Here is a 12,860-nt window from a genome sequence, read left to right as displayed (position 1 = left end):
TCGAGTTTATACATGACTCGATGGAAGGCGAAATTTCAGGGGAAGCTCAGATCTCAAATCGGGACCAGTCCGACACGGAGGATTCCGAAAAAGCCTCACTGTTATATAAACGCTATTCGAGCCCGACACTCGCGCTCCAAATTGTTGACGATACAAGGGGCCATGTCGAGTGACCGAAACTGGCTGCAGATTCAACCGGTCGATGCAACACACTAGAATCTGCGCAAGCAGTGGAGGTGTTGCAAATGAAGCAGAGGCCGAGGATCTACTATTCTGAGAGTCAGAAAGCACTCATGTGGGACCGCTGGCGTAAAGGTGAAACGATTCATCAAATTGCCAAACTGTTCGATCGGGGCCACTCTTCGATACAGCGGATTCTGTCAGAGGCCGGCGGCATCGAGCCTCCGCAAAGACGTCGCGCACCGCAGACATTGACGCTCGCGGAACGCGAGGAAATCTCTCGCTGCCTGGTGAGCGGATTATCGATTCGGTCTATTGCGGTCAAGCTGGGACGTGCTCCTTCCACGATCAGCCGCGAGCTGCAGCGCAACGGAGGCAGCCAAGGTTATCGAGCGAGCCGTGCGGATGAGCTCGCCTGGGATCGGGCACGTCGCCCAAAGATTTGCAAATTAGTGAGCAACCAGACGCTGGCGCGAGTTGTCGCTGCAAAGCTGAGGCTGCAGTGGTCCCCTGAGCAGATTTCTGGTTGGCTCAAGCATGCGTATGCCGTCAACAAGGACCATCTGGTGTCACACGAGACGATCTATCGGAGCCTCTATATTCAAGCCCGCGGTGCCCTGAAAAAGGAATTGCTTGAACACTTGCGACGCTCTCGAGCGATGCGCCGGTCTCGCCATCACACATTGAAAACCGAAGACCGCACGAACATTCGCGACGCTGTATCGATCAGTGAACGCCCCGCGACGGCGGAGGATCGCGCGATACCCGGGCACTGGGAAGGTGACTTGCTGTTTGGCAACGCGACCAGCCAGATTGCGACTCTTGTCGAACGTCAGAGTCGATACGTGATGCTGGTAAAAGTAGCCGGTAAGGATTCCGAGGCTGTGGTCAACGCGCTGATACGACACGCCAGCAAGTTACCTCGAGAACTATATAAATCGCTGACCTGGGACAGGGGCACGGAAATGGCTGATCACAAACGCTTTACCGTGGCGACCAAGATTCAGGTCTATTTCTGCGATCCGCAGAATCCGTGGCAACGCGGCTCGAATGAAAACATGAACGGACTGCTGAGGCAGTACTTCCCGAAAGGCACCGACCTCTCTGCCTATTCCCAAGCCCAACTCGACGCTGTAGCGAGGCGTCTCAACGAGCGTCCGCGTAAGACGCTAAACTTTGACACACCCGCCCAGCGGTTCCATCAATCTGTTGCATCGACCGGTTGAATCTGCAGCCGACTGCATCCGAAAGTAATCGCCTCTGATCCGCCCTGTAGCTCTCTCGTTAGCGGACATCCAGCACGAACGTTCAGGCAGCAATGTGTTTCTGCATGAACACACTCAATGGATCGTCCGTGTAATCTCCAAACGGCCCCCGGCGCTCGTAGCCCGCTGAAGCATACAAAGCCAACGCCTCCTGTTGGTATGGACCCGTTTCAAGTTTGAGCAACCTGCAGCCAAGATCTATGGCCCGTGTCTCGAGGAAAGCGATGAGTTGCTTGGCGATGCCTTGTCCTCGTCCGCGAGGGCTGACATACATTCGTTTGAGTTCGCCAAAATCCGGGCCGACAACGATTGCTCCACAGCCGATCGCCTGGCCCTCAATGTCCCGCGCGACAGCAAACAGGACATTCGATTGCTTCAACGATGCGAGATCCAGGGCGTGCCTGCTCTCAGGCGGATACAACGTATCTTGGTAAGCATCCAGATCGGCGATGAGGGCGATCACGTCCGGTTGATCGGGGGATTCCAAAGCGATGGTCACAGCTAAATAAGCACGGGAAATTAAAGCGCCACGCCGGCTAGCGGAAGTGCAATCGACGGCGGCTGCTGGTCGGAGCACATTCGCAGATTGTCAACGATCCATCTGGAACTGTCGAACGTCTCAAATTGGCCGTACTGCGCCCCACACTCAAGCGCGGCAACCGGCCCGGACACTGGCGTTCATGCACGCGCATAACCCGTCCCTGCGCAGTCATCCAACGTTCTCCGAAGCGTCCGTGGGCGGGCTATGCGCCGTTGCTGCTGAAGTTCAGCAAAACGATGCCGGATATCGCAGCGATCAATCCAATCGCCTTAACGACGTTCATCGACTCTCCAAACCAGACGAAACCTATCACTACCGTCAGCACGGCGCTGCTTCCAGCCCAGGCTGCGTATGCCAAACTCATTTCGATTCTCTTCGTCGCGACGGCCATCAGAATGACAGCTGCCACGTAGAACGTCACGGTCAGTACTGACGGAAGCAGGCGAGTAAAGCCAACGGAGAGATTGAGGGCTGCAGTGCCGAGTGATTCAGCGGCGACGCTCGCAGCAAGAATGAGCCATGCGGCTTGGGTGGGGGACATGAACGTACCTCGCCAGCCCAACGTTTATACCGAACGTTAGAGCAAGCGTAAGAGGTAGCGGTACCCCGAGACTGAAAATATCGTCCCAAAACGAGGAACGGTTGTCAACGATGCTCAACGTGTCATCGTCGGACGCTTCATGGCTCCGGACTCAACCCGAGGCTGCCCCCGACGATCCGCAACGAAACAAAAAAGCCCCGCCACAACGGCGGGGCACGACGCCCAACGGCGCGTCGACGGACTCGGCGCGGAACCTACCCGCGCCATCGCCTTACGAGCAGGCTTTGCCGTGCGACGGGTGAAAGCCCTTCGCCTTCGCATCGGCTTCCGACATGTAGCTGCCGTGCTTGGTCTTGCCGTAATACTTGTCGGTCGAGCAGTGATAGACCTTCGTGCTGTCGTTGGCCCATACCTTGCCCGCGCCGCCGCCCGGCGCGGCTGCGGCGGCGGCGGCCGACGCGCTTTTCACCGGCGCGGCGCCGGACGCAGCACCGCCCGACGCAGCCGTCGCGGGCACTGCTGCCGATGCGCTGGCCGATGCGCTGCCCGCAGCAGCAGCCGACGCGCCATACCAGGCCTTCACGCCTTTGTGTCCTGCGCACGCGCCCTTCTTCGACGCGCCCGCATAGAACGAGCCGTCCTTGCACATGCCGGTCGTGCCAGCCGGCGCGCTGGCCGGCGCCTGCACCTGTGCGAACGCAGCGGCCGACAGGCCGAAGCTCGCGGCAAACGCGGCGATCAACATCGTCTTTTTCATCATCCTCTCCTGATTGCCTGTATCGCGAAATCGTCCCGGCCGTAGCCGGGCAAAGCCATGCTCAGCGCACCCAGCGGCACACGCGATGGTGGTGATGATCGAAATGGCACACGCGGTGCGAATGCGCTTCGGCGAGGGCCGGCACGAGCACGGCACATGCGAGTGCGCCGGCCGTCAAAATCTTCACGATGCGGTTCATGGAACGCTCCCGGATAGGTCAGCCGCCGATTCGGCTGATACCGGCTTAACGCCCGCCGACCCTACGCGGTGTACCGGTCAGGACTGAATTGACGATGTTTGACACCCACACGTAACGACAACACGAAGCGAACGATCGACGCGACATAGGCTTCCGATGCTTTCGACGGCGCACTCGTCCGCCATTCGACTGTCGCCACCCTGCGGCGACGAAGCGGATCGTCGACCCATCCTTTGCGTGCGCACCGACCGCGATGCAGGCAAGGGCAATACCGAGCGCGCGTTTCTTCATGGCGTTTCTTCATGGCGTTCCTGTCAGAGGCGCAACCATGCATTTGTCTATACTTTTGCAGCCGCCGCGTGCCCGATGCGGCTGTTGCCGCCGGTGCAGCCGGTCGCGAGCACATCGCGTGGACGCCGGACTTACCCGAAGCACCGGCCCGCAAGCGGGCCGGCGCGGCATCGAACCCGGTACACTCCGCCCGGGCACCGGATGAACCCGGGACGAACCGCGGACGACCGCCGTCTCTCGAACAGCAATGCCATGACCACACCGATCTATCAGGAAATCAAGGACTTCATCCTCGCGCGCATTCATTCGGGCGAGTGGGCGGAAGGCGACCAGGTGCCGTCGGAGAACGAGCTTGCGCGCGAATTCAACGTCGCGCGCATGACGGTCAACCGCGCGCTGCGCGAGCTGACGGCCGAGCAGGTGCTCACGCGCACGCGCGGCTCCGGCACCTATGTCGCATCGCCGAAATACGAGTCGACGCTGGTCGCGATCCGCAGCATCTCGGACGAAGTCGCCGCGCGCGGCCATGCGTACCACGCGCAGGTGCTCGAAGTCGGCGCCGCCGTCGCCGATGCAGCGCTCGCCGATGAATTGCAGCTCGACACCGGCAGCCCGATTTTCCATTCGCGCGTGCTGCACTTCGAGAACGACACGCCCGTGCAACTGGAAGAACGCTGGGTCAATCCGGCCTGCGCGCCCGAATACGCGTTGCAGGACTTCACGGCGACGACGCCGAACCAGTACCTGACGCGCGTCGCGCCGCTGCAGCGGGTCGAATACCGGATCGAGGCCGCGCTGCCCGATGCGCAGACACGCCGCCATCTGACGATGGACGAACGCGAACCGTGCCTGCTGCTGCATCGGCGCACGTGGTCGCAGGGGATGGTCGCGTCGGTCGCGAATCTGTGGCATCCCGGCAGCCGCTATCGGTTCACCGGGCATTTCTGAGCACGCACGCGACCTCGCCGCGCGCTACCCCGTTTGCGCACTGCACAACAGGTTTGTTACGACGAACGCCGTCAGCGCATGCCAAATTTCCCGTGCAGCAGTATGCTGACGTCGTACGGCCGCGCACGCAGCATCGGGACATCCGTTTGGCCCGCACCTCGCCGCGCCGCCGTCGCGACCGCAATCATGCATTGCAAGGAGGGCTTCGTGATGGCTACCACGCATCAGCACTTCCACCTCGAGCTGCGGCACGCCACAGCGCCGACTTACTTCATCAGCTATCTGTTTCCCGCGTTGCTGTTCGCCTACGAGCTGTTGCGCGTCGGCCAGTGGATCCGCGATCACGGGATGCAATTCGGCGCGTTCAAGCAGATGGGTTACGAGTATCTGCTGATGCTGTTGTTCGTCGGGCTGCAGATCGTCGTCGAGGCGATCTTCCTGCTCGGCGCCGCGATGCGCCGCGACCATCGCGATTTCGAGCATCGGGTGCCGAACGTGGTGCTCGGGATCGGCTGCTCGATCGCGCTGCTCGCGATCGATCTCGCGATCCAGCTGGCGTTCTGAGCGTCGGCGGGCGCGGCTCGCCGCGTGCGTCGCAGCGGGCGCGCGCTTACGCGTGCGCGTCGTGCAGCAGCGTCGCGACGGCCGCGAGCACGTCGGCGGGACGCTCGCGGTGCGGGATGTGCCCGCATCGGTCGAGTAACAGCCACGACGACGGCCCCGCCACACGCGCGGCGATCCGCTTCGGATGCGCATCCGAGCCGTACTCGTCCTGCGCGCCGTGAATCGCAAGCGTCGCGCAGCGCACGTGCGGCAGTTCGTCGTCGAGCGTCCAGTCGCGGAACGCGGGCGACAGCCACGTGTCGACCCAGGCACGCAGCACCCACTCGGCCTTGTCGCCGTGATACCGGGCGAGGCGGTCGAGCTGCCCCGGTGCGTCGAATTGCCGGGCGGCGTCGCGAATGCCGTCCAGCGTGCGACCTTCCACGAATGCCTGCGCGGCGACCGTGATCAGCGCCCGGCAGCGTCGCGCATGCGCGGCCGCGCACGCAACCGCCATCCCGCCGCCCACGCTGTGCCCGAGCGCGACGAACGGGTCGACGCCGAACCCTTCCAGTACCGCGGCGAAGTCGTGCTCGGCCTCATCGCGCACGAACGTCGCGGCGAGTTGTCCTGGGTGACGGTCCGAACGGCCGAAGCCGAGCCGGTCGTATGCAATCACGTCGCGCGCAGCGGCACGCGCGAGCTGCGCGGGGAAGTCGCGCCAAAGCTCGACACAGCCGAGCGAATCGTGCAGCAGCACGATCGGTGCGGCGCACGCCTGCCCGGCTGGCTGCGCGCCGCGCCAGCGCTTAGCAAAGAGACGCCCGTACGGCGTCTCGATCCAGCTTTCGTCGATTACGATGTCGGTCATGGGTGCACGTGTGGGTGGTCAGTCGTCTGCATGATGGCGGCCGCACGCGCGGCGTCGAGCAAGCCGCCGGCGGCGGCGCGCTCATTCGGGCTGCGGATGCAGATACTCGATCTGCGACTCGTCGTAGAGCCGGTAGATCAGCGCCTGTATCGCGCGGATGTCCTCCGATTCGTCGAGCATCCGCATGCTCATGATGATCGGCGACACGAGGTTCGGATCGTCGAGCGGCTTGTAGCTGATGTCGTCGCGCTTGAGCCCGTACACGCTGTGCGGCACGACGGACACGCCCTCGCCCATCGCGACGAGGCCCAGCGCGATCTGCAGTTCGCGCGTCTCGTAGATGCGCCGCGGCTGCAGCGCGCGGTCGTGGAACGCCGCGAGCACCTGGTCCGCATAGCTCGGTCGCGGCGCCTTCGGGAAGATGATCAGCGTGTCGTTCACGAGGTCGTGCAGCGACAGCACCGGCTTCGCGCCGTCGAGCGCGTGACCGACCGGCAGCGCGACGATCATCCGTTCCTCGCGCAGCACGACGCGCCGCACGCTCGGATCTTCGTGGCGAATCCGCCCGAACCCGACGTCGATGCGCCCTTCCTTCAGCGCCTTGATCTGATCCATCGTCGACATTTCGTGCAGGCTCAGCTCGACGGCCGGATACTCGCTGCGAAAACGCCGGATGATTTTCGGCAGCATCCCGTACAGCGTCGAGCCGACGAAGCCGACCGACATGCTGCGCTCGATCTTGCCGACGCGCTTGGTCATCGATTCGAGTTCGGCCGTCTGCGCGAGCAGCTGCACCGCGTGCGAATAGAAGAAGCGCCCGGCGTCGGTCAGCTTCAGCGGCCGCGCATTGCGCTCGAACAGCGACACGCCGAGCGCCTCCTCGAGCTGCTGGATCTGCCGGCTCAGCGGCGGCTGCGCGATATGCAGCCGCTCGGCCGCGCGCGTGAAATTCCGCTCCTCGGCCACCGCGACGAAGTAGCGCAGATGTCTCAACTCCATGTTCGATTCCTCCCGGACGCGCGGCACCGTGCGCAGATGCCCGCGCTCGCCACGCCGTGAGCGCCCGCTCGCGATGCCGTCACGATACCTCAGCCGGCGCGGGCAATGGGCGCCGCCGCACAAAGCAAAACGGGAAGCCGCGCGGCTTCCCGTTCCATCACCGACACCGCGCCGCGACAGCGCAGCAGCGCGGCGGCCGCGTCATGCCTCGGTCGCGTACAGCGCGTCGCGCTGCGCGTCGCTGAGCGAATCGAGCGGCACGTCGGGCAACCGGTAGCAGATCATCGTGCCGTACAGCTCGGCGAGGCAGTTGCTGCCCGCGTCGAGCACGTAGCCGTCTTCGCCGTCCGGTGCCGGCGGATACACTTCGCGCCACGCATTGATCGCGGCTTCGATTCGCACGATGGAAACAGGTCCGGCCTTCCGCTCGGCGGGTGATGCGCTCATGGATTCCTCTGGGTTGCGCGTTCCGCCGGCCGTGCAGGCCGCGGCGGAACGATGAAAACGGCGGGCGCGGCCGGCCGCCGCCCGAGGCGCGCGCCGGATGCCGATCCGCGCGGCGCGCATCGCGCCGGCCGGGACGAGAGCCCGGTAGGGTCGGGAAATATAACCGGCTTTGACCCCGCGCAGCGGAAAGCCGACAAAAAAAACGGGAAGCACGTGCGGCTTCCCGTTTTCATCGCGGATCGCGGATCGCGGATCGCACACGGCACGGCCGCACCGGCGTCACGGCGTCACGGTGCCGCGGTGCCGCGGCCGGCGAAGGCGACGGCGAAATCAGCCGGCCGTCTCGCGGTTCTCGACGCGCGGCGCAGCGCCGCCGCGGTTCGCGGCGATCCACGGCGCAATTTCCATGTCCTCGTAGCGCACGAAGCGGCTCCGGTTCATGAGCCGGTAGCCGAGCCAGACGACGACGAACAGCGGGATGCCGACATAGGTGGCGGCCACGCCCGCCCAGTCGATGCGGTTCGCGAGAAACGCCTGATAGTCCTGCCCGAGCGCGATCACCATGCACAGCACGAACGCGAACAGCGGGCCGAACGGGAACCACTTCGACTGGTACGGCAGCTGCTCGATGCTGTAGCCCTGCGTCACGTAACCCTTGCGGAACCGGTAATGGCTGATCGCGATCCCGAGCCACGCGATGAAGCCCGTCATGCCCGACGTGTTCAGCAGCCACAGGTAGACGGTCTTGTCGCCGTACAGCGACGTGAAGAAGCACAGCGCGCCGACGGCGGTCGTCGCGTACAGCGCGTTGCGCGGCACGCCGCCCGGCGACAGCTTCGCGAACAGCTTCGGCGCGCGGCCTTCGGTCGCGAGGTTGTAGAGCATGCGCGTCGACGCATACATCCCCGAGTTGCCGGCCGACAGCACGGCCGTCAGGATCACCGCGTTCATCACGCCGGCCGCGAAAGCGAGGCCCGCATGACGGAACACGAGCGTAAACGGACTCACGCCGATGTCGGTCACGTCGCTCTTCAGCAGGTTCGGATCGGTGTACGGAATCAGCACGCCGATCACGAAGATCGCCAGCACGTAGAACAGCAGGATGCGCCAGAACACCTGGCGGACCGCACGCGGGATCGTCGTGCGCGGATGCTCCGATTCGCCGGCCGCGACGCCGATCAGCTCGGTGCCCTGGAACGAGAAGCCCGCGATCATCGCGACGCCCATCAGCGCCGGCAAGCCGCCGGCGAACGGCGCATCGCCGATCGTCAGGTTGCCCCAGCCGTTGGCCGGCGCGCCCTTCAGAATGCCGAAGATCATCAGCAGGCCGACGCCGATGAACGCGAGCACCGTGACGACCTTGATCAGCGCGAACCAGTATTCGGCCTCGCCAAAGCCGCGCACCGTCAGCGCGTTGAGCAGGAACATCACCGCGAGGAACGCGGCGCTCCACCACACGCCCGGCACGTCCGGGAACCAGTAGTGCATCACGAGCTGCGCGGCGACGAGTTCGACCGCGATCGTCACCGCCCAGTTGTACCAGTAGTTCCAGCCGAGCGCGAAGCCGAAACCTTCATCGACGTATTTCGCGCCGTAGGTCGCGAACGAGCCCGACACCGGCATGAACGCGGCCATTTCGCCGAGGCTCGTCATCAGGAAGTAGACCATCAGGCCGATCAGCATGTACGCGACCATCGCGCCGCCGGGGCCGGCCTGCGAGATCGACGCGCCGGACGCGACGAACAGGCCCGTGCCGATCGAGCCGCCGATGGCGATCATCGTCAGATGGCGCGCCTTGAGCGCGCGATGAAGCGTGGGAGGGTTCGCGGGCGAACCGGGTGGGTCGGAATTCGGGATTGCAGACATAAACGAGACGAACGTTGAGCGAGCCGGCATCCAGGGCCGGCGCATGCGGAATCGGGACGCGGTGTGCCGCCTGCGATACGGCCCCGATATGCGTTGCACGCCGCGCGGCTGCGGCGAAGCGCGGATTCTACCCGATTCGCCCGCGACGGCCCGGCCGCGGAACGCGCGGCGATTCCGGCGCGGCGGCGCAGCCGGCGCTTTGCACGCGGCGTGGCGGGCAATCCGCGGACGTGGTACGCCCCTATTTCACGATGGCGAAAATACTGGCTGAAAACGACATTTTGCCGCGGACATTCACAATAATCAGACGAAATAACCGATACTGAAAATTGATTTGAATCAACGTCATTCATCCGACCAGGGTAATGATGCGTAACCGTTTTCAAATCGACAGTTGAGATGCATGTTTTGCCTCGCGCGGCGAGAATTCCGATTTCGCGAGATAATGCGATTCACTCCGAAATAATCAACGTGCGCAATCGTCGACGACGAAATGCCCGCGCCCCCACCCCTCCAGGATGAAGCTACGCCCGCTGCTTGTCGCATTGCGCCGCTATACCCCGTCGGTCGTGTCCCGCATTCTGTCGCCCCGGGGCGTACTGGTCGCAGGTATCGCGCTACTGGTATTCAGCTGGGGATTGTCGGCATCACTTTTGATCGAGGCACGTCGCGACGCATACGACCACGCGGTCGAAAATGCGCGCAACCTGCTGCTTCTGATCGAGCGCGATATTTCGCGCAATATCGAATTGTATGATCTATCGCTGCAAAACGTCGTGGACGGGCTCGCCGATCCCGAATTGGCAGCATTGCCGGCCACCCAGCGTCATCGGATGCTGTTCGACCGCGCGGCAAACGGCGCGTATCTCGGCGCCATTTTCGTGATGGATACGCGCGGCAATATCGTGATCGATTCGGGCGTCTCGCCGCCGCGGCAAGGCAATTTTTCCGATCGCGATTATTTCACCGTCCATCGCGACGGGCTCGCGCAGGGGCTTTACATCAGCCGCCCGTATGCGTCGCGGCTGCGCAGCGGCGCGCTGACGATCGCACTGAGTCGCCGGATCACGTTGCCCGACGGGTCGTTCGGCGGGATCGTCGTCGGCACGCTCAGCGTCGATTATTTCCGCGCGCTGCTCGACGGTCTCGCGGTCGGCACGCACGGCAGCGCGGCGATCATCGAGGACAACGGCGCGCTCGTGTCGCGCCTGCCGTACGACGCGCGCATGGTGGGGCTGAACCTGCGCGACGCGCAGCTGTTCATCGAAGCGCGACGCAACCGCGAAGGCGCGATCGTCGGCGTCGGCGTGATCGACGACGTGCGGCGCATCTATGTGTACAAGCACCTCGCGAACCTGCCGCTGACCGTCGACGTCGCGCCCGCCGAGACCGACATCTATGCATCGTGGCGGCACCGCACGATCTGGACGGCCGTGCTGATGGGCCTGTTCACCGCGTTCATCGCGGGCGGCTCGCTCGCGCTGTCGCGCGAGCTCAAGCGCCGGCAGATCGCCGAGTCGAAGCTGTACCGGCTCGCGCACACCGATTCGCTGACCGGCGTCGAGAATCGCGGCACCTTCGACACGGTGCTCACGAAGGAAGCCCAGCGCGCGTCGCGCAGCGGGCGCCCGCTGTCGGTGCTGTTCGTCGACGTCGATCACTTCAAGGCCTTCAACGATCATTACGGCCACCTCGCCGGCGACGACGTGCTGCGTCGCGTCGCGCAAACCGCGTCGCGCTGCCTGCGCCGCAACAGCGATCACGTCGCGCGCTACGGCGGCGAGGAATTCGTGGTCACGCTGCCCGACACCGATGCGCGCGGTGCGGCGACCGTCGCCGACGCGATCCGGCGCTCGATCGCCGCGCTCGACATCGCGCACGAGCGCAGCCCGTACGGGCACCTGACGGTGAGCATCGGCGTCGCGACCTCCGTCGGCGGCCGCGTGAGCGCAGCGACGCTGCTGCGGCTGGCCGACGAAGCGCTGTACCGCGCGAAGTCGGGCGGCCGCAATCGCGTGTCGGACGCCGCGACGAGCGCGGCCGACGCGTGACGCCGCCGCGGCCGGCCGCCGTGCCGCGCCACGTCCCCGTGGACAGGCCGGCCGCGTTCGGCTAGCGTAACGCCAGCTGCGCGAGCGGCCCGCGCCGGTCCGCGCAGGCCGGTCCGCCTTTCCGGCCCTCCTCGCTTCGTCATGACCGCCCCGCTTCCCGCCCCACTTCCGTCGCTCCTGCGCCAAGCGCTCCGTCCACTGCTCGACCCGTACCGCCGCTACCGGCATGCGAAACTCATCCACGCGGCGCGCGTCGCGCTCGCGGTGCTCGTGTCGATCGCATTGTCCACGGGGCTGCAAGTGCCGCACGGCGAATGGTCGACGATCACCGTGCTGATCGTCGTCGGCGGGCTGCAGCACCACGGCAACATCCGCAAGAAGGCGGCCGAGCGCGCGCTCGGCACGTCGATCGGCGCGCTCGCCGGGCTCGGCCTGATCGTGCTCCATTCGATGCTGCATGCGCCGGTCGCGATCTACCTGCTGATGGCGCTCGCGTGCGGCGTCTGCGCCTACCACGCGATCGGCAAGGCCGGCTACATCGCGCTGCTGTCGGCGATCACGCTGGTGATCGTCGCGGGGCACGGCGACAACGAGATCGCCGACGGCCTGTGGCGCGCAGTGAACGTCCTGGCCGGCATCGCGATCGCGCTGGCGTTCTCGTTCGCGCTGCCGCTCTATGCGACCTACTCGTGGCGCTACAAGCTCGCCGACGCGCTGCGCGCGTGCGCGGCCGTCCATGCGCGGATCGCCGGCGATCGCCACGTGAGCGACGACGCGCATCTGAAGGAAATGGCCGCGCTCAGCGCGCTGCTGGTGCAGTTGCGTTCGCTGATGCCGTCGGTGTCGAAGGAACGCGATATCCCGGTCGCGCAGCTCGAGGCGATCCAGCGCGGCCTGCGGCTCTGCATCGGCTACCTCGAGATCCTGTCGAGCGCCGTGCCGGCCGGCGACGACCGCGCCGTCCACGAGTACATGCTGCGCGACATGAAGCCGGTGAACCGGCGCATCCGCGACACGCTGATCGGCGCGAGCCGCGCGCTCAAGTTCGGCAGGCCGAGCCGGCTCGTGCCGCGCCGCCGCCCGGTGGACGGCGCTCACGACGCACCGCCGCCGCAGCTGTCGGGCTACGTGTCGATCAGCGCGAAGCTGGCCGGCGAAGTGGACGTGTTGCGCGAGAAACTGCTCGATACCGCCCAGGCGTGGAATATTTGAGCGTCGGCGGGCCGTACTTCGACTTCGGCACGACACCTTTCACATTGCTTTCGATGCGCTGCGCGGGCAAGCGGCCGGCTTCGGTCGTTTTTGCCGGTCGGCCCGCGTAAACGGGGCCAGTCGCGGGCGCGCCTTCCAGTCGGCTCCGA

13 protein-coding genes are annotated in these 12,860 nt (G+C 65.0%); 5 read left to right on the top strand and 8 right to left on the bottom strand.

What is annotated here, in order from left to right; translation table 11 throughout:
* Positions 1-245: 245 nt before the first annotated feature.
* Entirely contained in the window at positions 246-1,406 is a 1,161-nt protein-coding gene (locus MBR110_RS15540; RefSeq protein ID WP_034193953.1) for an IS30 family transposase, read from the top strand.
* An 82-nt stretch (positions 1,407-1,488) separates the two neighbouring features.
* Here the strand turns inward: MBR110_RS15540 and MBR110_RS15535 are convergent, their stop codons facing one another.
* The 4 genes from MBR110_RS15535 to MBR110_RS15520 form a co-directional block, all read right to left on the bottom strand.
* A complete protein-coding gene (locus tag MBR110_RS15535; RefSeq protein WP_059562530.1) occupies positions 1,489-1,944 on the bottom strand; it encodes a GNAT family N-acetyltransferase in 456 nt (151 codons plus the stop codon).
* 244 nt (positions 1,945-2,188) lie between these two features.
* Positions 2,189-2,527: a DMT family transporter gene (locus MBR110_RS15530; protein ID WP_034194934.1), complete on the bottom strand. Its 339-nt coding sequence runs from the start codon at positions 2,525-2,527 to the stop codon at positions 2,189-2,191.
* Positions 2,528-2,798: 271 nt separating this feature from the next.
* Positions 2,799-3,284 carry a DUF3761 domain-containing protein gene (locus tag MBR110_RS15525; RefSeq protein WP_059889577.1) on the bottom strand — a complete coding sequence of 162 codons (486 nt, stop codon included), beginning with the start codon at positions 3,282-3,284 and terminating at the stop codon, positions 2,799-2,801.
* A gap of 61 nt (positions 3,285-3,345) precedes the next feature.
* Entirely contained in the window at positions 3,346-3,483 is a 138-nt protein-coding gene (locus MBR110_RS15520; protein ID WP_014724546.1) for an HHHH-motif protein, read from the bottom strand.
* 543 nt (positions 3,484-4,026) lie between these two features.
* Between MBR110_RS15520 and hutC the strand changes: the two genes are divergently transcribed.
* Both hutC and MBR110_RS15510 read left to right on the top strand, forming a co-directional pair.
* Positions 4,027-4,722: a histidine utilization repressor gene (gene hutC, locus MBR110_RS15515; RefSeq protein WP_011881456.1), complete on the top strand. Its 696-nt coding sequence runs from the start codon at positions 4,027-4,029 to the stop codon at positions 4,720-4,722.
* A 210-nt stretch (positions 4,723-4,932) separates the two neighbouring features.
* On the top strand, positions 4,933-5,286 hold the full coding sequence (locus MBR110_RS15510; RefSeq protein WP_011881455.1) for a hypothetical protein: 354 nt from the start codon (positions 4,933-4,935) through the stop codon (positions 5,284-5,286).
* A 46-nt stretch (positions 5,287-5,332) separates the two neighbouring features.
* Here MBR110_RS15510 and MBR110_RS15505 read toward each other — a convergent pair whose 3' ends face one another.
* From MBR110_RS15505 to MBR110_RS15490, 4 genes are all read right to left on the bottom strand, one after another.
* Positions 5,333-6,136, bottom strand: coding sequence for an alpha/beta fold hydrolase (locus MBR110_RS15505; protein WP_014724543.1), 804 nt, complete (start codon positions 6,134-6,136; stop codon positions 5,333-5,335).
* 81 nt (positions 6,137-6,217) lie between these two features.
* Positions 6,218-7,135 carry a LysR family transcriptional regulator gene (locus MBR110_RS15500; protein WP_011881453.1) on the bottom strand — a complete coding sequence of 306 codons (918 nt, stop codon included), beginning with the start codon at positions 7,133-7,135 and terminating at the stop codon, positions 6,218-6,220.
* Between the two features lie 201 nt (positions 7,136-7,336).
* The gene (locus tag MBR110_RS15495) at positions 7,337-7,582 is read right to left on the bottom strand and encodes a DUF3717 domain-containing protein (protein ID WP_011881452.1); all 246 of its coding nucleotides are present in this window, start codon (positions 7,580-7,582) and stop codon (positions 7,337-7,339) included.
* A 330-nt stretch (positions 7,583-7,912) separates the two neighbouring features.
* Positions 7,913-9,448, bottom strand: a complete 1,536-nt coding sequence (locus MBR110_RS15490) for an amino acid permease (RefSeq protein ID WP_059462411.1) — start codon at positions 9,446-9,448, stop codon at positions 7,913-7,915.
* Positions 9,449-9,966: 518 nt separating this feature from the next.
* Between MBR110_RS15490 and MBR110_RS15485 the strand changes: the two genes are divergently transcribed.
* The gene (locus tag MBR110_RS15485) at positions 9,967-11,499 is read left to right on the top strand and encodes a GGDEF domain-containing protein (RefSeq protein WP_045578219.1); all 1,533 of its coding nucleotides are present in this window, start codon (positions 9,967-9,969) and stop codon (positions 11,497-11,499) included.
* A gap of 141 nt (positions 11,500-11,640) precedes the next feature.
* The gene (locus tag MBR110_RS15480) at positions 11,641-12,711 is read left to right on the top strand and encodes an FUSC family protein (RefSeq protein WP_011881449.1); all 1,071 of its coding nucleotides are present in this window, start codon (positions 11,641-11,643) and stop codon (positions 12,709-12,711) included.
* Positions 12,712-12,860: the final 149 nt, after the last annotated feature.

Source organism: Burkholderia sp. MBR-1 (assembly GCF_013822785.1).
GTDB lineage: Bacteria > Pseudomonadota > Gammaproteobacteria > Burkholderiales > Burkholderiaceae > Burkholderia > Burkholderia vietnamiensis.
Note: the sequence above shows the minus strand (reverse complement) of the source record. Positions and strands in the feature narration are given on the sequence as shown.

Coding starts and splice junctions, on each gene's coding strand:
- MBR110_RS15510 (WP_011881455.1), top strand. CDS start 4,933: ATGGCTACCACGCATCAGCACTTCCACCTCGAGCTGCGGCACGCCACA.
- MBR110_RS15480 (WP_011881449.1), top strand. CDS start 11,641: ATGACCGCCCCGCTTCCCGCCCCACTTCCGTCGCTCCTGCGCCAAGCG.
- MBR110_RS15505 (WP_014724543.1), bottom strand. CDS start 6,136: ATGACCGACATCGTAATCGACGAAAGCTGGATCGAGACGCCGTACGGG.
- MBR110_RS15530 (WP_034194934.1), bottom strand. CDS start 2,527: ATGTCCCCCACCCAAGCCGCATGGCTCATTCTTGCTGCGAGCGTCGCC.
- MBR110_RS15525 (WP_059889577.1), bottom strand. CDS start 3,284: ATGAAAAAGACGATGTTGATCGCCGCGTTTGCCGCGAGCTTCGGCCTG.
- hutC (WP_011881456.1), top strand. CDS start 4,027: ATGACCACACCGATCTATCAGGAAATCAAGGACTTCATCCTCGCGCGC.
- MBR110_RS15495 (WP_011881452.1), bottom strand. CDS start 7,582: ATGAGCGCATCACCCGCCGAGCGGAAGGCCGGACCTGTTTCCATCGTG.
- MBR110_RS15485 (WP_045578219.1), top strand. CDS start 9,967: ATGAAGCTACGCCCGCTGCTTGTCGCATTGCGCCGCTATACCCCGTCG.
- MBR110_RS15500 (WP_011881453.1), bottom strand. CDS start 7,135: ATGGAGTTGAGACATCTGCGCTACTTCGTCGCGGTGGCCGAGGAGCGG.
- MBR110_RS15490 (WP_059462411.1), bottom strand. CDS start 9,448: ATGTCTGCAATCCCGAATTCCGACCCACCCGGTTCGCCCGCGAACCCT.
- MBR110_RS15540 (WP_034193953.1), top strand. CDS start 246: ATGAAGCAGAGGCCGAGGATCTACTATTCTGAGAGTCAGAAAGCACTC.
- MBR110_RS15520 (WP_014724546.1), bottom strand. CDS start 3,483: ATGAACCGCATCGTGAAGATTTTGACGGCCGGCGCACTCGCATGTGCC.